Below are 18,182 nucleotides of genomic sequence, written 5' to 3'. Positions count from 1 at the left end.
AGCGTCAGCCGAGACTGGGCGAGCGACGCCAGGGCCAGGCTCCCCGGTCGCGGGAACCTGCAGTCAGTTTGCGGGCCGTGAACATGTGCCGGAGTCTAGCAGCAGCCCCGATGCCCGCGGAACACCCGCGTGGCAGACTCCGCGCCTTCGAGAATCTGCCCGCGCGGGGTCCCCATGCAACGTCGTTTCGCATCCTTGCTGGCCGCCGCCGCCGTGGCGCTGGCCGGCACCCAGGCCCTGGCCCAGGCCGACGTCGGCGGCGTCAAGTACCCGGCCACGGCCCAGGTCGGCGGCCAGACGCTGCAGCTCAATGGCGCCGGCATGCGCTACAAGTTCGTCGTCAAGGTCTACACCGCGGGCCTGTACGTGCCCGCCAGGAGCGCCACGCCCGAAGGGGTGCTGGCGCAGGCCGGCGCACGGCGCATCCACGTGGTGATGCAGCGCGAGATCGATGCCAACGAGCTCGGCCGGATGTTCACGCGCGGCATGCAGGACAACGCGCCGCAGGGCGAGTTCAGCAAGTTCATCCCGGGCACCATCCAGCTGAGCGAGATCTTCAGCGCCTACAAGCGCCTGAAGGCCGGCGACGTGTTCTTCGTCGACTACGTGCCGGGCCAGGGCACCACCGTGGTGGTCAACGGCAAGCCGGCGTCCGAGCCCATCCGCGAGCCGGAGTTCTTCAATGCGCTGCTGCGCATCTGGCTGGGCAAGAACCCGGCCGACGGGGCGCTGAAGGAAGCGCTGCTGGGGCGCGAGCAGCGCCAGGTCACGTCGCCCGGCCAGCAATAGGCCGCGAGGCTGCGTCCAGCAACCCCGGCAACGCATCCAGCCGGTCGATCACGGCGTCGGGGCCGGCGGTCGCGGCCGGCTCGCCGTGGTTGTAGCCGTAGGACACCAGCACCACCGGACAGCCCGCGGCGCGCGCGGCCTGCGCGTCGTTGCTGCTGTCGCCCACCATCAGCGTCTGCGCCGGCGCGGTGCCCAGCGCCCGGCAGGTCTGCAGCAGCGGCAGCGGGTCGGGTTTCTGGCGCGCGAAGCTGTCGCCGCCGAAGGTGTGCGCGAAGCAGCCGGCCAGCCCCTTGGCCCGCAGCAGCGGCAGCGCGAAGGCCAGGGGCTTGTTGGTCAGGCAGGCCAGCAGCAGGCCGCCATCCCGCAGCGCCTGCAGTCCTTCGCGCACACCCGGGTACACCTCCGCGTGCTGGCCGTTGATCGCCAGGTAGTGGTGCTGGTAGCGCGCCCAGGCGTGCTCGATCAGGCTGTCGGGCGCGCCCACCTGCGCCAGCGTCTGCCGCAGCAGGTGCTGCGAGCCCTTGCCTACGGTGCGCGCGATGAACGCGCGGCCCACCGGCGGCAGGCCCAGGTCCGCCAGCGCCAGGCGCAGCGCGACCTCGAAGTCGCCCACCGTGTCGATCATCGTGCCGTCGAGGTCGACGATGGCGGCGCGCACGGCGCTCGGCAGGCTCATCGGGCGCCGCCCCCGCCGGACATGCGGTCGAGCACGTCGAACACCGCGGCCGTGTCGTGCTGCGCATGGCCCAGCGCCATCGCGGCGTCGTACACCGGCACGCTGGCGGCGAACAGCGGCGCCGGCACGCCGGCCGCGTGCAGCGCCTCGGCGATCAGCCGCATGTCCTTCTGCCACACCTCCACCTTCATCGTCGCGTCCTCCCAGCCGCGGTCTTCCATCAGCGGGCCGCGCACCTGCAGCATGCGCGAGCCGCCGGCGCCGTCGGCCAGCACCTGCACGGCGGTGCGCGGCGCGATGCCCCAGCGCCGCCCCAGCAGCAGGGCCTCGGCGGTGGAGACGTTGTGGATGGCCACCAGCAGGTTGGCCATCAGCTTCATCTTCATGCCGTTGCCGAAGGCGCCGACGTTGAACTGCGACTTCGTGAAGCCCTCGAACACCGGCTGCAGCCGCCGGATGGCCGCCGCCGGGCCGCTGGCGTAGACCGTCAGGTCCTTGCGCATCGCCTGCGCGCCGGTGCCCGAGAGCGGGCAGTCCAGCAGCACCACGCCGCGCGCGGCCAGCAGCTTGCGCGCGGCCTCCTTGTCGGCGATGTCGAGCGTGCTGGTCTCCACCACCAGCAGGCCGCGCGGCGCGCTGGCCGCAATCTGCGCCGCCACGTCGCGCAGCGCGTCGCCGCCGGGCAGCGAGGTGATGACCACGTCGACACCGGCGGCCAGCACGGCGGCGTCCTTGCACACCCGCCCGCCCGCAGCCCGGAAGCGCCGGCGCGCCGCTGCGCTGGGGTCGAAGCCCGAGAGCGTGAAGCCCGCCTTCTGCAGGTTGCCGGCCATCGCCGAGCCCATGATGCCCAGGCCGAGCAGGCCCACGTGCTGCAGCGGCGGCCGCTGGCCGCGGGGGGTCGCAGTCTTGGTGTTCATTTGATCTCCAGGTGCAGGCCGCGATTAAACTGGAAAAACAAGAACCCGCATCCCGATGGAGACCCGGACATGGCCAGCACCCCTGCTTCGAACCCGCGGCCCGCACCCGTGCAGGTGGGCCTGCTCGGCTACGGCTGGTGGGGCAAGACCATCGCGCGGCAGCTGGCGGCCTCGCCCTGGCTGCAGCTGGCCGCGGTGGCCGAGGTCGACGCCGGCGCACGCGCCGCGATGGCCACCGACCCGGTGCTGGCCGGTGTCGCCGTGCATGCCGGCGCCGAGGCGCTGCTGGCGCAGCCCGGGCTGGAGGCGGTGGTCCTGTGCACGCCGCACCAGCAGCACGCGGCGCAGATCGTCGCCGCCGCCGAAGCCGGCCTGCACGTGTTCTGCGAGAAGCCGCTGTGCCTGACGCTGGCCGACGCCGAGCGCGCAGTCGCCGCCTGCCAGGCACGGGGCCGGGTGCTGGGCATCGGCCACGAACGCCGCTTCGAACCCGAGGTGGTGGCGCTGTGGCAACTGATCGCCGCAGGCACGCTGGGCACGGTGCTGCAGATCGAGGCCAACTTCAGCCAGGACAAGTTCTTCGCGCTGCCCAGGGACAACTGGCGGCTCTCGAACGCGCACGCGCCGGTGGGGCCGCTCACCGCCACCGGCATCCACCTGGTGGACCTGGCGATCGCCGTGCTCGGGCCGTGCGAGACGGTGTGGGCGCGCCTGGCGACGCTGGGCTCCGGCTTCGAGAACGGCGACACGCTGGCCGTGATGATGGCCTTCCCGAACGGCGCCAACGCGCTGGTCAGCGCGATCCTGGCGACTCCGTTCGAGGGCCGCTTCGCGGTCTACGGCAGCCAGGGCTGGGTCGAGATCCGCGACCGCACGCACCCCGAGCAGCCCACGGGCTGGGACATCACCATCGCGCTGCGCGGCCAGCCGGTGCAGCGCCACTTCGCCGAGCCGGCGCCGTCGGTGCGCCACAACCTGGAGGCCTTCGCGCAGGCCATCCGCGGCGTGCAGCCCTACCCGGTCACCGCGGCCGAGATGCTGGCCAACGTGGCGGCGCTGGAGGCCATCATGCAGTCGGTGCAGCAGCGCGCACCGGTGGCGGTGGCGGCAGCGCGGGGTTGAGTGCGTGGCCACGCGCAAGGCCGCGCCGGCGGCGAAGAAGCCCCGCGCCGCGCCCGCGCCGCCGCCGCGCCAGCGGCTGAGCGCGGCCGAGCGCGAACAGCACATCACGCGCGAGGCCGTGCGCTTCTTCGCCGACGTCGGCTTCGGCGGCGACACGCGCGAGCTGGCCAAGCGCCTGGGCGTGACGCAGTCGCTGCTGTACAAGTACTTCCCGAACAAGGAGGCGCTGATCAACCGCGTCTTCGAGGAGGTCTACCTCGGGCGCTGGAACCCGTTCTGGGAGAGCGTGATCCGCGACCGCGGCATCCCGCTGCAGGAGCGGCTGACGCGGCACTACGTGGAATACGCCAAGGCCGCGCTGACGCGCGACTGGGTGCGCATCTTCATGTTCTCGGGCCTGCGCGGCGAGGACATCAACCGCAAGTACCTGGCCATCCTGCGCCAGCGCATCCTGGAGCCGATCGCGGTGGAGCTGCGGCACGAGCTCGGCCTGCCGGGCGTGGAGACACTGCCGCTGAAGTCGGCCGAGATCGAACTGGTCTGGGGCATCAACGCGCGCGTCTTCTACTTCGGCCAGCGGCAGTGGATCTTCGACGTGCCGGTGGAAGACAGCCTGGAGTCGCTGATCGCACTGACCGTCGAGCACTTCCTGGCCGGCGCGCGCGCCGTGCTGCCGCGGCTGCTGGCACCGGCCGCGCCCGCCTGAACGCTGCCGGCGGCGGCAGCGGCCGCCCCGACCGGGAAAACCCCGGGCTGTTGTAGATCAAACGATCACTTTACAGTGCGGGCCATGGACGTCGCCTGCACTCCCTCGCCAGCCACGCCGGGCTTCGACCCGCGCGACCTGCGCCGTGCGCTCGGCAGCTTCGGCACCGGCGTCACCGTGGTCAGCACGCTGGCCGCCGACGGCCGCCGCGTGGGCGTGACGGTCAACTCGTTCAGTTCGGTGTCGCTGGTGCCGCCCATCGTGGCCTGGAGCCTGCAGTGCCGGTCGCCCAGCCTGGCCGCCTTCGACGGCTGCGGGCGCTTCGTCATCAACGTGCTGGCGCTGGAGCAGCTGCCGCTGTCGCGCCGCTTCGCGAGCCCGCTGCCCGACAAGTTCGACGGCGTGGCGCACCACGCGGGGCTGGCCGGCCTGCCGCTGATCGACGGCTGCGCCGCCAGCTTCCAGTGCCGCACCGTGCAGCGGCACGAGGTCGGCGACCACGTGCTGTACCTGGGCCAGGTCGAGGCCTACGCGCACCGGCCCGGCGCCGGGCTGCTGTTCTGCCAGGGCCGCTACGCCCAGGGCGTGGAACTCGACGCCGCCTGAGTCCTTCGCCGCCCCACCCACGCCACCTGCGAGAGCGCCACCGTGCAATACAGCTGCTTCATGATGCCCCTGCACCCGCCGGGCCGCAACGTCACCGAGACGCTGCAGGAAGACCGCGAGGCCGTGCTGCTGGCCGACCGCCTGGGTTTCGCCGAGGCCTTCGTCGGCGAACACGTCACCGATGCGGCCGAGACCGTCACCTCCAGCATGATGTTCCTGGCCTCGCTGGCCTTTGCCACGAAGAACATCGTGCTGGGCACCGGCACCATCAACATGCCGAACAACCACCCGGCGGCGGTGGCGGCGCAGGCGGCCATGCTCGACCACCTGCTGCAGGGCCGCTTCATCATGGGCATCAGCCCGGGCGGGCTGATGTCCGACGCCGAGGTCTTCGGCAACTTCGGCCGCGACCGCAACGCGATGTTCGTCGAGGCCATCAACACGGTGCTGAAGATCTGGGAGTCCGAGCCGCCGTACGACATCGAGGGCCAGTTCTGGAACGTCTCGGTGGCCAAAACCATGATCCCCGAGATCGGCCAGGGGGTCATCATGAAACCCTTCCAGCGCCCGCACCCGCGCATCGTGGGCACCGCAGTGGCGCCGTTCTCGCAGGGCGTGACCGAAATGGCCAAGCGCGGCTGGGGGCCGATCTCGGCCAACTTCCTGATGCCCGAGTGGGTGAAGACGCACTGGCCCAAGTACGTGGAAGGCCGCGCCGCGGTGGGCGCGGTGGCGCAGCCGGCCGAGTGGCGCGTGGCCAAGAGCATCTTCGTCGCCGACGACGACGCCACCGCGCGCCGCTACGCGCTGGAAGCCGGCGGCCCGTACCACTTCTACTTCAAGCAGCTCTCGCGCAAGCTGCTGGGCGGCGGCCGCGGCAACCTGTTCAAGACCGACCCGGCCATGCCCGACAGCGACGTGACGCCCGACTACGTGACACGCCGCCTGGTGCTGGCCGGCACGGTGAACGCGGTGGTCGACCAGATCCTCGCCTTCCGCGAACAGGTCGGCGACTTCGGCAACCTCGTCTACGCCTGCCACGACTGGCAGGACCCGGCACTCGGCAGGCGCTCGATGGAGCTCTTCGCCACCGAAGTGATGCCGCGCGTGAACGCGGCCATCGGCGCCTGACTTCATCCACACGACACCCTCCACCATGCAACACAGCCACACCCTGCACACCCTGACCCTGCCCTGCGCGCAGCAGATCGTCGCCGCCGCCCACGCCCACGCGCGCAGCGCCGGCATGCTGCCGCTGGCGGTGACGGTGCTGGACATCCGCGGCGCGCTGAAGGCCTACGGCGCCGAGGACGGCACCAGCCTGTACCGCTTCGAGATCGCGCATGGCAAGGCGCTGGGCGCGCTGGGCATGGGCTTCGGCGGCCAGGAGATCGAGCGCCGGCACGGCCTGGTGCCGGGCTTCATCCAGGCCGTGGGCCAGCTCACAGGCGGCAACCTGGTGCCGGTGCGCGGCGGCGTGCTGGTGCGCGACGCGCAGGGCACCCTGCTCGGCGCGGTGGGCATCAGCGGCGAGACCTCGCCCAACGACGAACTCGCGGCGGTCGCCGGCGTGCAGGCCACGGGCCTGGTCGCCGACACCGGCGCACCGGCCTGAAGGCGGCGCGGCGATGCAGGCCACCGTCCACGGCCACACCGTGCACTACGCAGTCTCGGGCCGGGGCCCGTGGCTGACGCTGTCGCATTCGCTGGCCGCGCACAGCGGCATGTGGGCGCCGCAACTGGCGGCGCTGGAGCCGCACTTCACCGTGCTGCGCGTCGACACGCGCGGCCACGGCGGCAGCAGCGCGCCGCCCGGCCCGTACACGCTGGAGCAGCTGGCCGACGACGCGCACGCGTTGCTGCTGCACCTGGGCGTGCAGCGCACGCACTGGCTGGGCCTGTCGATGGGCGGCATGGTCGGGCAGATGCTCGCACTGCGCCACCCGGCCGTGCTCGACCGCGTGGTGCTGGCCGACACCACCGGCCGCGTGCCGCCGGCCGGTGCCGCGCTGTGGGCCGAACGCGCCGCCATCGCGCGCAGCGCCGGCATGCAGGCGCTGGTGCAGCCGACGCTGGCGCGCTGGTTCACGCCGCCTTTCCATGCCGCGCAGCCCACGGTGGTGGCGGACATCGGCGCGATGATCGCGGCCACGCCAGTCGAGGGCTACGCCGGCTGCTGCGCCGCGCTGGCCGCCACCGACACGCTGGACGGCCTGCGCGCGCTGGCGCACCCGGCGCTGGTGCTGGTGGGCGCGCAGGACGAGGCCACGCCGCCGGCCGCGGCCGCCGCCATCGCGGCGCACTGGCCGGGCGCCCGGCTGCAGGTGATCGACGGCGCGGCGCACCTGCCCAACATCGAGCAGGCTGCCGACTTCAACGCCGCGGTGCTGGCGTTCCTGCGCGGCTGATCAGGCGCCGGACTCGGCCGCAGGCCGATCAGGGGCCCGGCTGCGCCGGGCCGGGCCGCTGGCCGGCGCCGAAGCTGAAGGCGCCGCTGCGCGCCAGGCGGGCGAACTCGGCGTCCACCAGCTCCTGCACCAGCGACAGCGCCGGATTCGGCCGCGGGTCCAGCCGCGTGGCCAGCACGAGCTGGCGGTTGAGCTGCACGCCCGAGATCTCCGACATCACGATGCCCGCCGGCGGCACGGCTTCCTTGAACACCGACACCGGCATGATGGTGGCCCAGCGCCCGCGCAGCACCAGCTCGCGGATCGAGTCGACCGAGTCGATCTCGGAGTGCACGTTCAGCTCCTTGCCCAGCGACAGCAGCTGGCGCTCGACGATGCCGCGGTGCAGGCTCGTCATCAGCAGCGGGATGCGCGCGAGCTGGTGCACCAGCACCACCGGCCCGATGCGCATGCGCTCGTGCGAGACCAGCGCGAACGGCTCGGCCAGCAGCGGCTGCAGCGACAGCGCGCGCCCCGACTCGGGGTTGGTGACGACGGCCATGTCGATGATGCCGCGCTCCAGCCAGTCCAGCAGCGCCGGCGTGAAGGCCTCGCGCGTGCGCAGCGTGACGCCTTCCAGCATGTTGGCGCAGTTCTCGAACAGTCCCGGCAGCAGCAGCCGCGCCAGCGTGGGCGACGCACCCAGCACCACGGTGGCCTGGTCGACCTGCTGGCTGCGCGCGAGCTTCTGGCCCAGCCGCGCGGCCTCGGCCAGCATGCGCTGCGCCGACTCGTACACCGTGATGCCGGCCTTGGTCAGGCGCACGCCGCGCGGCAGGCGCTGCAGCAGCTGCACGCCCAGTTCGGACTCCAGTTCGCGCATCTGGCGCGTCAACGCGGGTTGCGCAAGTGGTATGGCAGCCGCCGCTGCGGTCAGGCTGCCGGCATCGGCAACGGCCACGAAGTAACGCAGGGTGCGCAAGTGCATGCTGAAGCCCGTGGAAACCCTTGTAACGATCGCAGGATGATATGGCACTGCGCGAATCCGGCATTGGACACGGCCCCGGGCGCGGCCTACGCTGCGACGCCTGGAACATGCCGCCGCAGGCATGCCCCGCCGCACAACGAGAACCACCGGGACCCCGCCATGACCGCACGCCACGTGCCCCACGACGCGCTGCGCCGCTTCATCGCCAGCGCCTTCGTCAGCCAGGGCCTGCCCGCGGCAGACGCCGGGCAGGTGGCACAGCTGATGGCCGACGCCGACCTGCAGGGCAGCGACGGCCACGGCGTGATCCGGCTGCCGCAGTACATCAAGCGCATCCGCGCCGGCGGCATCAACAAGCACCCCGACATCCGCGTCGTGCACGAGCGCGCGGCGATGGCGGTGGTGCACGGCGACAACGGCATGGGCCACCTGGTGGTGTCGAAGGCGGTCGACATCGCGATCGAGAAGGCGCGCAGCGCCGGCGTCGCCTGGGTCGGCACGCGCTACAGCAACCATGCCGGGCCGGCGTCGCTGTATGCGCGCAAGCCGCTGCAGCACGACATGCTCGGGCTGTACTTCGCCGTCGGCAACGCCAACCACCTGCCGCCCTGGGGCGGCGCCGAGATGCTGCTGTCGACCAACCCGATCGCCGCCGGCATCCCGGGCGGCGACGAGCCGCCGGTGGTGCTCGACATGGCGACCACGGTGGCGGCCTACGGCAAGGTCAAGGCCAAGGCCAAGCGCGGCGAGCCCATGCCCGAGGGCTGGATGATCGACCGCCAGGGCCGGCCGCTGCTCGACCCCACGCGGGCGGGCGAGGGGTTCCTGCTGCCCATCGGCGAGCACAAGGGCTACGGCCTGGCGCTGATCGTCGGCCTGCTGGCAGGCACGCTGGGCGGCGCGGCGATGGGCCGCGACGTCATCGACTTCAACGCCGACCACGTCTCGGTGACCAACACGGGCCAGGCCATCCTGGTCATCGACCTGGCGGCCTTTGGCGACCCGGCGCGGTTCAAGGCGCAGGTGGACAAGCTGGTGCGCGACATCCGCGGCAGCGAACGCCTGCCGGGGGTCGAGCGCATCTGGCTGCCCGGCGAACAAAGCCACGACAAGCGCCAGCGCTACGCCCGCGACGGCATCCCCGTCTCGGCCGTGCTGCTGGACGAGCTGAACACGCTGGCGGCCGACCTGGGCATCGCCCCGCTGACGCCCCTGGCCCCATTGAACCCCGAGGTGACCGCATGATCGTCTCCATCAACCCCGCCACCGGCGAAGAGCTGGCGCGTTTCGAAGACCACGCCGGCGACGCCATCGCGCAGCGCCTGGCGCTCGCCACCCAGGCCCAGCGCACCTGGGCGCAGACGCCGCTGGCCGACCGCCTGCCACTGCTGCGTCGCGTGGCCGCGCAGCTGCGCGCCGACAAGCACACCCTGGCCCGCACCATCACGCTGGAGATGGGCAAGCCGCTGGCCGAGGCCGTGGGCGAGGTCGAGAAGTGCGCCTGGAACTTCGACTTCTACGCCGAGGCCGCGCCGGGCTTTCTGGCCGACCAGGTGGTGGCCAGCAGCGCCAGCGACAGCCGCATCGTCTACGACCCGATCGGCCTCGTGCTGGCGGTGATGCCCTGGAACTACCCGCTGTGGCAGGTGATGCGCGCGGCCGCCCCGGTGCTGGCCGGCGGCAACGGCCTCGTGCTCAAGCACGCGAGCAACGTGCCGCAGTGCGCCTTGGCGATCGAGCAGGTGTTCGTGCGCGCCGGCCTGCCCGAAGGCCTGGTGACGACACTGCTGGTGGGCGCGGCCGCGGTGCCCTCGCTGATCGCCGACCGCCGCATCGCAGCCGTCACCTTCACCGGCTCCACGCCGGCCGGCCGCAGCATCGCAGCCGCCGCGGGCCAGGCGCTGAAGAAGCAGGTGCTGGAGCTCGGCGGCTCCGACCCCTTCATCGTGCTGGCCGACGCCGACGTGCAGGCCGCAGCCACCGTGGCCGTGAAGGCGCGCTTCCAGAACACCGGGCAGAGCTGCATCGCGGCCAAGCGCTTCATCGTCGAGGCGCCGGTGGCCGACCGCTTCGTCGAGGCCTTCTGCGACATCACGCGGCAGCTCGTCGTGGGCGACCCGCTGGCAGCGGGCAGCACCCAGGGCTCGATGGCGCGCACCAGCCTGCGCGACGAACTGCATGCACAGGTGCAGGCCAGCATCCACGAAGGTGCGAAGCTGCTGCTGGGCGGCGGCCCGGTGGCCGGGCCCGGCGCCTTCTACCAGCCGACCGTGTTCGACCACGTGACGCCCGGCATGACGGTGGCCCGCGAAGAGACCTTCGGCCCGGCCGCCGCGATCCTGCGCGTGCGCGACGCCGCCGAGGCCGTGCGCATCGCCAACGACACGCCCTTCGGCCTGGGTGCCGCACTGTGGACCGCCGACCTCGACCGCGCCGCGCGGCTGGTGCATGCCATCGAGGCCGGCGCCGTGTTCGTCAACGGCATGGTGGCCTCGGACCCGCGCCTGCCGTTCGGCGGCAGCAAGGAATCGGGCTACGGACGCGAGCTCGGCATGCTGGGCCTGCACGAGTTCATGAACGCGAAAACCGTCTGGACCGGCCCGGTCCGGACCTGACGCCACCTTTTCAGCAAGGACACCCCCATGACCGACGCGAAACACTGCGTGCTGCGCCCCGACGAACTGAAGAGCCACGACCGCGGCGGCGGCGCGCGCACGACGCCGCTGGTGCTGCCCTCGGTGGGTGCGACCACCTTCATCAACGGCATCACCGAGTTCGCACCCGGCACCAAGATCCCCTTTCACAGCCACAACTGCGAAGAGAGCGTGGTGCTGCTGGAAGGCCATGCCTACATGGACATCGCCGGCGAGGTGCACGAACTGAAGCCGCTGGACACCACGTTCATCCCGCCCAACGTGCCGCACCGCTTCCGCAACAAGTCGGACACCGCGCCGATGAAGATCCTGTGGATCTACGCCTCGGTGAACGCCACGCGCACGCTGGTGGACACCGGCGAGACGCGCCCGGTGGCCGCCGAACACGCCCGCTGAACAAGGAGACCGCGATGGGACTGCGCTTCCTCGAGCACTTGCTGATCCTGACCCACGACCCCGAAGGCACGCGCGACTGGTTCGTGAACAACCTGGGCTTCCGCAACGGCTACCACCCGGAGTTCGGCTTCCCGGTGTACTGGCTCTACATCGGCGAGCAGGACGTCATCCACATCGGCAAGGCGCGCTACTCGAACCACCAGGACACCTATCTGAAGACGCCCACCGACGGCGACAAGGACTTCTCGGCCGCCGGTGCCATGGGCTCGGGCCGCATCGACCACCTGTGCCTGAACTGCGAAGGCATCGAGGAATTCATCGAGCGCCTGACCGCCAACGGCGTGGAATTCAGCGAGCGCAAGGCCCACAACAGCAACCTGTACCAGCTGTTCATGCGCGAGCCCATCAACGGCATCAAGGTCGAACTCAACTTCGCCTGGCACGAGGCGGCCCGCATCGGCCGCGTGCCGGCCTGGACCGACGCCGGCGCCAACGAGAAGCCGGCCACCGAGGTCATGGCCGCCGAGGCGCCGGTGAAGGCGTCGACGTTCTGACGGCCCACGACAACAAGGACAAGACCATGCGGAGACGATCGTTGGTGGGAGCCGGCGCGGCCGGTGTGCTCGGCGCCCTGGCGGGCCTGCCCGCGCGGGCCCAGAAGTACCCGGACGGCCCGGTGACGGTGATCCTGCCGCTGCAGGCCGGCAGCGCGTCCGACGTGGCGCTGCGCCACATGACCGAGCGTCTGGGCCAGCGCCTGGGCGGCGCCTTCGTGGTCGAGAACGTGGCGGCCGCCGCCGGCCTGGTGGGCCTGGAACGGCTGGCGCGCGCGCGCCCCGACGGCCGCACCGTGGCGGCACTGAACAACAGCATCCTGACCATCCTGCCGCACCTGCAGGCCAGCAAGATGAAGGGCGAGCCGCGGCGCGACTACCTGCCGATCGCCGGCGTCGCCAACATCCCGACCTTCTTCGCGGTGCCGGCGGCCTCGCCGGTGCGCACGGTGCAGGACCTGGTGCAGCGCGCGCGCCGCGGCCGCGTCACCTACTCGTCGGGCGGCGTCGGCAGCCCGCAGCACCTGGCCACCGAGATGTTCAACGCCTACACCGGCGTCAAGCTCGACCACGTGCCCTACCGCGGCGCGAGCCAGGCCGCGCTGGCGGTGGCCTCGGGCGAGGTCGACGTGATGTCGATGGCGCTGTCGCTGGCACAGCCCTTCCTGCAGGACCAGCGCGTGCGCCTGATCGGCTTCTGCGGCGGCGAGCGCCACGGCCTGTTCCGCGACGTGCCCACGCTGCAGGAGCAAGGCGTGAAGAACTACGACTACTCGTCGTGGCTGGGCCTGTTCCTGCACAAGGACGCACCCGCCGAGGTGCTGCAGGCGCTGCGCAGCACGGCGCAGGCCGTGGCCGGCGACCGCGAGTTCCAGGTGCAGCTGATCCGCTCGGGCCTGGACCCGTGGGTGCGCAGCCCCGAGCAGCTCGCGCTTGTGGTCGACCAGGACTTCCAGCGCTGGAAGCAGATCATCCAGGACGCCGGCATCCCCAGTGCCTGACACCCTGGCCGCCACCGACAGCGTGCGTCTGGCGGGCTACCAGGGCGGTGGCTCGATCCTGACCGCCGCGCTGCGCCACCTGGCCGAGCAGCTGGACGCGGCCGGCTGGCGGCCGCCGGTCACCTTCGAGGCCGACGTCACCGCCAGCGGCGAGAAGGCCACGGCGCTGTTCGCGTCGCTCGAGGACGGCACGCGGCAGATCGGCTACATGGCGTCGAGCTACCTCTCGGCGCGCGTGCCGGCGCTCGGCGTGCTGGACCTGCCCTTCAGCGTGCACGACCGCGCCCGGGCGCTGGCCGCGCTGGACGGCCGCGCCGGCGCGCTGCTGCGCGAGGCCGTGGCGCAGAACACCGGCCTGCACGTGCTGGGCTTCTGGGACAACGGCTTCCGCCATGTCTCGAACGCGCTGCGCCCGCTGCGCACGCCGGCCGACTGCACCGGGCTCGTGATCCGCACGCTGGACAACACGCTGTACCGCACGCTGCTCGACGCGCTGGGCTTCCGCGCCGTCACCACCGACGTGAAGGACCTGGTGCAGGCCGTTGCCAGCGGCGCGGTGCAGGCGCAGGAGAACCCGCTCACCAACCTGATCAGCTTCGGCCTGTGGCGGCACCACCCGCACGTCAGCCTGACCAGCCACCTCTTCGGCGTGCTGCTGCTGGTGTGCCCGCGCGCCTGGCACGCGCGCCTGGCGCCGCGCCAGCGCAGCGCGCTGCAAGAGGCCGTGCACAGCGCCACCACGCTGCAGCGCCGCCTGGCCGCCGCGCAGGACGGCGAGGCCCTGGCGCAACTGCGCGCGCACGGCGTGCAGGTGCTGGGCCCGCAGGACATCGACCTGCCCGCCTGGCGCGCCGCTGCCGAGCCGCTGCACGCCGCGCAGTGCAGCAGCCTCGCGCCCGAGCTGCTGGCGGCCTACCTGCCGCCGCAGCACTGAACACACCCCCTTCTTCAACTTCACCAGCCGCCTCTTCCATGAAAACGACAGCAGTCCGCATCCACGCCGCCGGTGGCCCCGAGGTGCTGCAGATCGAGACCCTCGACCTGCCCGAGCCCGGTGCCGGCGAAGTCCGCATCCGCCACACCGCGATCGGCTTCAACTTCCAGGACATCTACACCCGCTCGGGCCAGTACCCCGCGCCCATGCCCAGCGGCCTGGGCACCGAGGCCGTGGGCGTGGTCGAGGCCCTGGGCGCAGGCGTCACCGACTTCCGCGTCGGCGACCGCGTCTGCTACGCCAGCGGCCCGGTGCTGGGCGCCTGCGCCACGCACCGCAACTACCCGGCCGCACGGCTGCTGCACGCGCCGGCGCACATGGACGACGAGACCATCGCCGCGTCGCTGCTCAAGGGCATGACGGTGGAGTACCTGATGCAGCGCTGCTACCCCGTGCAGCGCGGGCAGCACGTGCTGATGCACGCCGCCGCCGGCGGCGTGGGCCTGCTCGCGGGCCAGTGGGGGCGCCACCTGGGCGCGCACATGATCGGCGTGGCCGCCGGCCCCGAGAAGGTGGCGCTGGCGCTGGCCAACGGCTACGAACACTGCATCGACCGCCTCGGCGAGGACATCGCCGCGCGCGTGAAGGAGATCACCGGCGGCGCCGGCGTGCCCGTGGTCTACGACTCGGTGGGCAAGAACAGCTTCGACGCCTCGCTCGCCAGCCTGGCGCCGCGCGGCTACTTCGTCAGCTTCGGCACCACCACCGGCGCGCCGCCGCCGGTGGCCGCCAGCACGCTGCAGAAGGCCGGCTCGCTGTACTTCACGCGGCCGACGCTGGTGACCTACACCGCGTCCACCGAGGACCTGCGCGCCTCGGCCGCCGCCGTCTTCGAGATGTTCCGCCAGGGCGTGCTGAAGGTCAGCGTGAACCAGCGCTACGCGATGGCCGACATCGCCCGCGCCCACGCCGACCTGGAGAGCGGCCGCACCACGGGGTCCAGCGTCATCGTGCCCTGACCACCCACCACGTCCTGCCGACGGCCCGCCAAGAGGCCGCGGCCAGCGCGCTTCGCGCATCACCGGGCCAGCGTGCCCTTGCAACACCTAGGAGACAAGCATGTTCAAGCACTTCAAGACCACCCTGGTCGCCGCCGCCCTGGCCGCCAGCGGCATCGGCGCCGCGCAGGCCGAAGACATCCGGCTGCGCATCGCCTCGGGCCACCCCGCGGCGAACACCTACGTCAACCTGATGCAGAGCTTCTTCGTGCCCGAGGTGACCAAGCGCGTGGCCGCGCGCACCCAGCACAAGGTGGAGTTCGTCGAGGCCTACGGCGGCGCCATGGTGAAGGTGGCAGACACGCTGGAGGGCGTGCAGTCGGGCATCGTCGACATCGGCGGCTACTGCTTCTGCTTCGAGCCCTCGAACCTGCCGCTGCATGCGTTCCAGGTGATGCTGCCCTTCGGCACCATGAGCCCGGAGAAGAGCGTGAAGATGGCGCGCGCCGTGTACGACAAGGTGCCGTACATGAGCAAGGTGTTCGAGGACAAGTACAACCAGGTGCTGCTGTCGCTGATCGCCGACAACGGCTACAACCTGGGCACCACCTTCGAGTGGAACACCGTGGCCGAGCTGAAGGGCAGGAAGCTCGCCGGCGCCGGCCTGAACCTGAAGTGGCTGGAGTACGCGGGCGCGGTGCCGGTGCAGTCGTCGCTGCCCGAGGCCTACACGTCGATGCAGACCGGCGTGTACTTCGGCTGGATCATGTTCCCGTCGGGCTGGGTCAACTTCAAGCTCAACGAGGTGGCCAAGCACTACACCGAGATCGGCTTCGGCTCGATCAGCTGGCACGGCCTGACGATCAACAAGAACCGCTTCAACCGGCTGCCCAAGGACGTGCAGGCCATCATCGTCGAGGTCGCCAAGGAGTACGAGGCCAGGACCGGCAGCGTCAACGAGGAGAACTACCCCAAGCAGCTGGCGCAGCTGAAGACGCTGGGCGTGAACGTCAAGTCGGTGCCCGACGCGGTGCGCCTGGAGTGGGCCAACTCGCTGAAGGCCTGGCCGCAGGCGCATGCCGCCGACCTCGACAAGCAGGGCCTGCCGGCCTCGCAGGTGCTGAAGCTGGCACTGGAAGAAGCCGAGAAGCTGGGCCACAAGTGGCCCGTGCGCTACGAGATCAAGTGACCGGCTGAGCGCTCGAGGCGGCGATGGACATCCTGAGACGGTTGAACGACCAGGTCACGCGCGCACTGCTGGTGCTGGCCGCGGTGCTGGCCTTCCTGCTGTGTTTCCTGGTCGTGGCCGACGTGGTCGGCCGCGTGGTCTTCAACAGCCCGGTGAAGGGCACGACCGAGATCGTCTCGCTGTCCATCGTCGTCATCTGCTATCTGCAGGCGGGCTTCGCCATCCGCTCCGGCGGCATGCTGCACGTGGACATGTTCGTCAGCCGCGGCGGCCCGCGCACGCAGAGCGCCTTCGCGGCGCTGGCGGCGCTGGCCGGGCTGGTGTTCTTCGCCGCCATCTGCTGGGGCAGCTTCGAGGGCGCGGCGCACGCCTGGTCCTCGAACGAATACGAAGGCGAAGGCGCGCTGCGCGTGCCGGTGTGGCCGGCGCGCTTCGTGCTGATCCTGGGCACCGGCGTGGCCGCCTTCAGCTACCTGCTGCTGCTGCTGCAGCACCTCGTCGGCACCGCGCGCGGTGTCGGCCCTGGCGCCACCGGCGTCTCGCACTGAGGCCGCGATGTACGAAACCACCGACATGCTGATCCTGGTCGGCACCCTGCTGGCCCTGGTCTTCGGCGGCATCCACATCGCGGTCGCGCTGGGGCTGACCAGCATGCTGGGCCTGTACCTGCTGACGCAGGACCCGCAGGCCATGCTGAGCTTCGCCTCGAACACCGCCTACGAGGCGCTGCGCGACTACATCTTCGCGGTGATCCCGCTGTTCCTGCTGATGGGCGAGTTCCTGTCGAAGTGCGGCGCGGCGAGCGACCTGTTCGCGCTGATCAACCGCAGCACGCGCCGCATCCCCGGGCGGCTGGGCGTGGCGACGGTGCTGTCGAACGCGGTCTTCGCCTTCATCACCGGCGTGTCGATCGCCGCCGCCGCGGCGTTCTCGAAGATCGCCTACCCGGAGATGAAGCGCCACGGCTACGAGCGCAAGTTCGCGCTCGGCTGCATCGCGGGCAGCGCCTGTCTGGGCATGCTGATCCCGCCGTCGGTGCTGATGATCGTGTGGGGCGTGCTCACCGAGATGGCGATCGGCAAGCTCTTCATCGCCGGCATCATCCCGGGCCTGGTGGTGGTGCTGCTGTACATCGGCTACATCCTGTGGGTGGCCAGGACGCAGCCGTACCGCGTCGGCGAGGGTGTCGACCTGCCCGAGGCGCAGCGCCTGGCGCGCGCCGAGATCGATGCCGCACCCGAGACCGACCTGCGCACCATCCTCTGGAGCACGGTGGGCATCCTGGCGCTGGTGGTCGTCGTGCTCGGCGGCATCTGGTTCGGCTTCTTCACGCCCACCGAGGGCGCCGGCGTCGGCGCCACGCTGGCGCTGCTGCTGGCCATCGCGCGCGGCATGAAGCCGCGCGAGATGGTGCAGGCCATCATCTCGGTCGGCCGCACCTCGGCGCCGCTGCTGCTGCTGCTGGTGACGGCGCAGCTGTACTCGCGCGTGCTGTCGATGACCGGCGTCACCGGCATGGCCAAGGACTTCTTCGTCGACTCGGGCATGTCGCCCTACGCGGTGCTGGCGCTGATGATCCTGATCTGGTTCGTGCTCGGCGCGCTGATCGACTCGATCTCGATCATCCTGCTCACGGTGCCGGTGTTCGCGCCGGTGGCGGTGGCGATGGGCTTCGACCCGGTGGCGTTCGCCATCATCGGCATCCTGGCCATCGAGACCGGCCTGCTGACGCCGCCCTTCGGCATCCTGGTGTTCACGGTGAAGGCCGCATTACCGGACGAGCCCGGGCTGAAGAACGGCGAGATCTTCCGCGGCGCGCTGCCGTACTGGATGTGCCTGCTGGCGGCCATCCTCGTGATCGTCGCCGTGCCCGAGGCCGCCACCTGGCTGCCCAACCTGGGCACGGCCCTGCCCCCGAAGTAACCTGGAGACATTGCCCATGGCCGCCTACTGGCTGTCGCGCTGCGTCGTGCACGACCCGGTGCAGTACAAGAAATACACCGACCGCGTGCCGGCCATCATCGCCGCACACGGCGGGCGCGTGCTGGCCCGCGGCGGCCGCTACCGCATCATGGAGGGCCCCGAGGTCTTCCACCGCTTCGTCGTGATCGAGTTCCCCACGCTGGAGGCCGGCGCCGCGTGCTTCGAGTCGCCCGAGTACGTGGAGGCCGCATCCTTCCGCCGCGGCGGCGCGGGTATCGTGGAGAACGTCATCGTCGAAGGTGGCGACGCCACCACCTGAACCCGCGTTTCCTTCCCCCT

21 protein-coding genes are annotated in these 18,182 nt (G+C 71.4%); 18 read left to right on the top strand and 3 right to left on the bottom strand.

Annotation, left to right across the window (positions count from 1 at the left end; all coding sequences use genetic code 11):
• Positions 1 to 174: 174 nt before the first annotated feature.
• Entirely contained in the window at positions 175 to 789 is a 615-nt protein-coding gene (locus tag ACPOLB_RS17455) for a chalcone isomerase family protein (RefSeq protein ID WP_425257297.1), read from the top strand.
• Here ACPOLB_RS17455 and gph read toward each other — a convergent pair.
• Both gph and ACPOLB_RS17445 read right to left on the bottom strand, forming a co-directional pair.
• Entirely contained in the window at positions 767 to 1,465 is a 699-nt protein-coding gene (gene gph / locus ACPOLB_RS17450; RefSeq protein ID WP_425257296.1) for a phosphoglycolate phosphatase, read from the bottom strand. The two genes, ACPOLB_RS17455 and gph, sit on opposite strands and share 23 nt — an antisense overlap.
• Positions 1,462 to 2,385 carry an NAD(P)-dependent oxidoreductase gene (locus ACPOLB_RS17445; protein ID WP_425257295.1) on the bottom strand — a complete coding sequence of 308 codons (924 nt, stop codon included), beginning with the start codon at positions 2,383 to 2,385 and terminating at the stop codon, positions 1,462 to 1,464. Before ACPOLB_RS17445 ends, gph begins: the two co-directional genes overlap by 4 nt.
• Before the next feature lie 69 nt (positions 2,386 to 2,454).
• Here ACPOLB_RS17445 and ACPOLB_RS17440 point away from each other — a divergent pair, with 69 nt between their 5' ends.
• The 6 genes from ACPOLB_RS17440 to pcaD all read left to right on the top strand — a co-directional run bounded on the left by ACPOLB_RS17440 (position 2,455) and on the right by pcaD (position 7,227).
• A complete protein-coding gene (locus ACPOLB_RS17440) occupies positions 2,455 to 3,507 on the top strand; it encodes a Gfo/Idh/MocA family protein (RefSeq protein WP_425257293.1) in 1,053 nt (350 codons plus the stop codon).
• A 4-nt stretch (positions 3,508 to 3,511) separates the two neighbouring features.
• The gene (locus tag ACPOLB_RS17435; RefSeq protein WP_425257292.1) at positions 3,512 to 4,213 is read left to right on the top strand and encodes a TetR/AcrR family transcriptional regulator; all 702 of its coding nucleotides are present in this window, start codon (positions 3,512 to 3,514) and stop codon (positions 4,211 to 4,213) included.
• Between the two features lie 84 nt (positions 4,214 to 4,297).
• Positions 4,298 to 4,819: a flavin reductase family protein gene (locus ACPOLB_RS17430; RefSeq protein ID WP_425257290.1), complete on the top strand. Its 522-nt coding sequence runs from the start codon at positions 4,298 to 4,300 to the stop codon at positions 4,817 to 4,819.
• A 42-nt stretch (positions 4,820 to 4,861) separates the two neighbouring features.
• Complete coding sequence (locus ACPOLB_RS17425) at positions 4,862 to 5,950, top strand: LLM class flavin-dependent oxidoreductase (RefSeq protein ID WP_425257289.1); 1,089 nt, start codon at positions 4,862 to 4,864, stop codon at positions 5,948 to 5,950.
• A gap of 25 nt (positions 5,951 to 5,975) precedes the next feature.
• Positions 5,976 to 6,434, top strand: coding sequence for a GlcG/HbpS family heme-binding protein (locus ACPOLB_RS17420; RefSeq protein WP_425257288.1), 459 nt, complete (start codon positions 5,976 to 5,978; stop codon positions 6,432 to 6,434).
• 13 nt (positions 6,435 to 6,447) lie between these two features.
• Positions 6,448 to 7,227 (top strand): 3-oxoadipate enol-lactonase, encoded by a 780-nt coding sequence (gene pcaD, locus ACPOLB_RS17415; protein ID WP_425257287.1) that lies wholly within the window; start codon positions 6,448 to 6,450, stop codon positions 7,225 to 7,227.
• A 28-nt stretch (positions 7,228 to 7,255) separates the two neighbouring features.
• On the opposite strand, the gene ACPOLB_RS17410 is transcribed toward pcaD, so the two are convergent.
• Positions 7,256 to 8,194, bottom strand: coding sequence for a LysR family transcriptional regulator (locus tag ACPOLB_RS17410; RefSeq protein WP_425257286.1), 939 nt, complete (start codon positions 8,192 to 8,194; stop codon positions 7,256 to 7,258).
• 159 nt (positions 8,195 to 8,353) lie between these two features.
• Here ACPOLB_RS17410 and ACPOLB_RS17405 point away from each other — a divergent pair, with 159 nt between their 5' ends.
• The 11 genes from ACPOLB_RS17405 (at position 8,354) to ACPOLB_RS17355 (ending at position 18,162) form a co-directional block, all read left to right on the top strand.
• Complete coding sequence (locus ACPOLB_RS17405; protein WP_425257285.1) at positions 8,354 to 9,439, top strand: Ldh family oxidoreductase; 1,086 nt, start codon at positions 8,354 to 8,356, stop codon at positions 9,437 to 9,439.
• Positions 9,436 to 10,809 (top strand): NAD-dependent succinate-semialdehyde dehydrogenase, encoded by a 1,374-nt coding sequence (locus ACPOLB_RS17400; protein WP_425257284.1) that lies wholly within the window; start codon positions 9,436 to 9,438, stop codon positions 10,807 to 10,809. Before ACPOLB_RS17405 ends, ACPOLB_RS17400 begins: the two co-directional genes overlap by 4 nt.
• A 27-nt stretch (positions 10,810 to 10,836) precedes the next feature.
• Positions 10,837 to 11,244: a cupin domain-containing protein gene (locus ACPOLB_RS17395; protein WP_425257283.1), complete on the top strand. Its 408-nt coding sequence runs from the start codon at positions 10,837 to 10,839 to the stop codon at positions 11,242 to 11,244.
• Between the two features lie 14 nt (positions 11,245 to 11,258).
• Positions 11,259 to 11,798, top strand: a complete 540-nt coding sequence (locus ACPOLB_RS17390) for a VOC family protein (protein WP_425257282.1) — start codon at positions 11,259 to 11,261, stop codon at positions 11,796 to 11,798.
• Between the two features lie 26 nt (positions 11,799 to 11,824).
• Positions 11,825 to 12,799, top strand: a complete 975-nt coding sequence (locus ACPOLB_RS17385) for a Bug family tripartite tricarboxylate transporter substrate binding protein (RefSeq protein ID WP_425257281.1) — start codon at positions 11,825 to 11,827, stop codon at positions 12,797 to 12,799.
• A complete protein-coding gene (locus ACPOLB_RS17380) occupies positions 12,792 to 13,733 on the top strand; it encodes a TRAP transporter substrate-binding protein (RefSeq protein WP_425257280.1) in 942 nt (313 codons plus the stop codon). Before ACPOLB_RS17385 ends, ACPOLB_RS17380 begins: the two co-directional genes overlap by 8 nt.
• A gap of 38 nt (positions 13,734 to 13,771) precedes the next feature.
• A complete protein-coding gene (locus ACPOLB_RS17375) occupies positions 13,772 to 14,752 on the top strand; it encodes a quinone oxidoreductase family protein (RefSeq protein ID WP_425257279.1) in 981 nt (326 codons plus the stop codon).
• A 100-nt stretch (positions 14,753 to 14,852) separates the two neighbouring features.
• Positions 14,853 to 15,920 carry a C4-dicarboxylate TRAP transporter substrate-binding protein gene (locus ACPOLB_RS17370; RefSeq protein ID WP_425257278.1) on the top strand — a complete coding sequence of 356 codons (1,068 nt, stop codon included), beginning with the start codon at positions 14,853 to 14,855 and terminating at the stop codon, positions 15,918 to 15,920.
• A gap of 23 nt (positions 15,921 to 15,943) precedes the next feature.
• Entirely contained in the window at positions 15,944 to 16,468 is a 525-nt protein-coding gene (locus tag ACPOLB_RS17365) for a TRAP transporter small permease (protein WP_425257277.1), read from the top strand.
• Positions 16,469 to 16,475: 7 nt separating this feature from the next.
• On the top strand, positions 16,476 to 17,843 hold the full coding sequence (locus ACPOLB_RS17360) for a TRAP transporter large permease (RefSeq protein WP_425257276.1): 1,368 nt from the start codon (positions 16,476 to 16,478) through the stop codon (positions 17,841 to 17,843).
• Between the two features lie 16 nt (positions 17,844 to 17,859).
• The gene (locus ACPOLB_RS17355; RefSeq protein WP_425257275.1) at positions 17,860 to 18,162 is read left to right on the top strand and encodes a DUF1330 domain-containing protein; all 303 of its coding nucleotides are present in this window, start codon (positions 17,860 to 17,862) and stop codon (positions 18,160 to 18,162) included.
• The last annotated feature ends 20 nt before the right edge of the window (positions 18,163 to 18,182 follow it).

Source organism: Rubrivivax soli, from assembly GCF_049810355.1.
In the GTDB taxonomy this organism is placed as follows: Bacteria; Pseudomonadota; Gammaproteobacteria; order Burkholderiales; family Burkholderiaceae_C; genus Rubrivivax.
This window is presented reverse-complemented; position numbering and strand designations above follow the sequence as displayed.

Excerpts from the sequence above, each read along its gene's own strand:
- ACPOLB_RS17455 (WP_425257297.1), top strand. The coding sequence starts at position 175 with ATGCAACGTCGTTTCGCATCCTTGCTGGCCGCCGCCGCCGTGGCGCTG.
- gph (WP_425257296.1), bottom strand. The coding sequence starts at position 1,465 with ATGAGCCTGCCGAGCGCCGTGCGCGCCGCCATCGTCGACCTCGACGGC.
- ACPOLB_RS17445 (WP_425257295.1), bottom strand. The coding sequence starts at position 2,385 with ATGAACACCAAGACTGCGACCCCCCGCGGCCAGCGGCCGCCGCTGCAG.
- ACPOLB_RS17440 (WP_425257293.1), top strand. The coding sequence starts at position 2,455 with ATGGCCAGCACCCCTGCTTCGAACCCGCGGCCCGCACCCGTGCAGGTG.
- ACPOLB_RS17430 (WP_425257290.1), top strand. The coding sequence starts at position 4,298 with ATGGACGTCGCCTGCACTCCCTCGCCAGCCACGCCGGGCTTCGACCCG.
- ACPOLB_RS17420 (WP_425257288.1), top strand. The coding sequence starts at position 5,976 with ATGCAACACAGCCACACCCTGCACACCCTGACCCTGCCCTGCGCGCAG.
- pcaD (WP_425257287.1), top strand. The coding sequence starts at position 6,448 with ATGCAGGCCACCGTCCACGGCCACACCGTGCACTACGCAGTCTCGGGC.
- ACPOLB_RS17410 (WP_425257286.1), bottom strand. The coding sequence starts at position 8,194 with ATGCACTTGCGCACCCTGCGTTACTTCGTGGCCGTTGCCGATGCCGGC.
- ACPOLB_RS17405 (WP_425257285.1), top strand. The coding sequence starts at position 8,354 with ATGACCGCACGCCACGTGCCCCACGACGCGCTGCGCCGCTTCATCGCC.
- ACPOLB_RS17400 (WP_425257284.1), top strand. The coding sequence starts at position 9,436 with ATGATCGTCTCCATCAACCCCGCCACCGGCGAAGAGCTGGCGCGTTTC.
- ACPOLB_RS17395 (WP_425257283.1), top strand. The coding sequence starts at position 10,837 with ATGACCGACGCGAAACACTGCGTGCTGCGCCCCGACGAACTGAAGAGC.
- ACPOLB_RS17390 (WP_425257282.1), top strand. The coding sequence starts at position 11,259 with ATGGGACTGCGCTTCCTCGAGCACTTGCTGATCCTGACCCACGACCCC.
- ACPOLB_RS17385 (WP_425257281.1), top strand. The coding sequence starts at position 11,825 with ATGCGGAGACGATCGTTGGTGGGAGCCGGCGCGGCCGGTGTGCTCGGC.
- ACPOLB_RS17375 (WP_425257279.1), top strand. The coding sequence starts at position 13,772 with ATGAAAACGACAGCAGTCCGCATCCACGCCGCCGGTGGCCCCGAGGTG.
- ACPOLB_RS17370 (WP_425257278.1), top strand. The coding sequence starts at position 14,853 with ATGTTCAAGCACTTCAAGACCACCCTGGTCGCCGCCGCCCTGGCCGCC.
- ACPOLB_RS17365 (WP_425257277.1), top strand. The coding sequence starts at position 15,944 with ATGGACATCCTGAGACGGTTGAACGACCAGGTCACGCGCGCACTGCTG.
- ACPOLB_RS17360 (WP_425257276.1), top strand. The coding sequence starts at position 16,476 with ATGTACGAAACCACCGACATGCTGATCCTGGTCGGCACCCTGCTGGCC.
- ACPOLB_RS17355 (WP_425257275.1), top strand. The coding sequence starts at position 17,860 with ATGGCCGCCTACTGGCTGTCGCGCTGCGTCGTGCACGACCCGGTGCAG.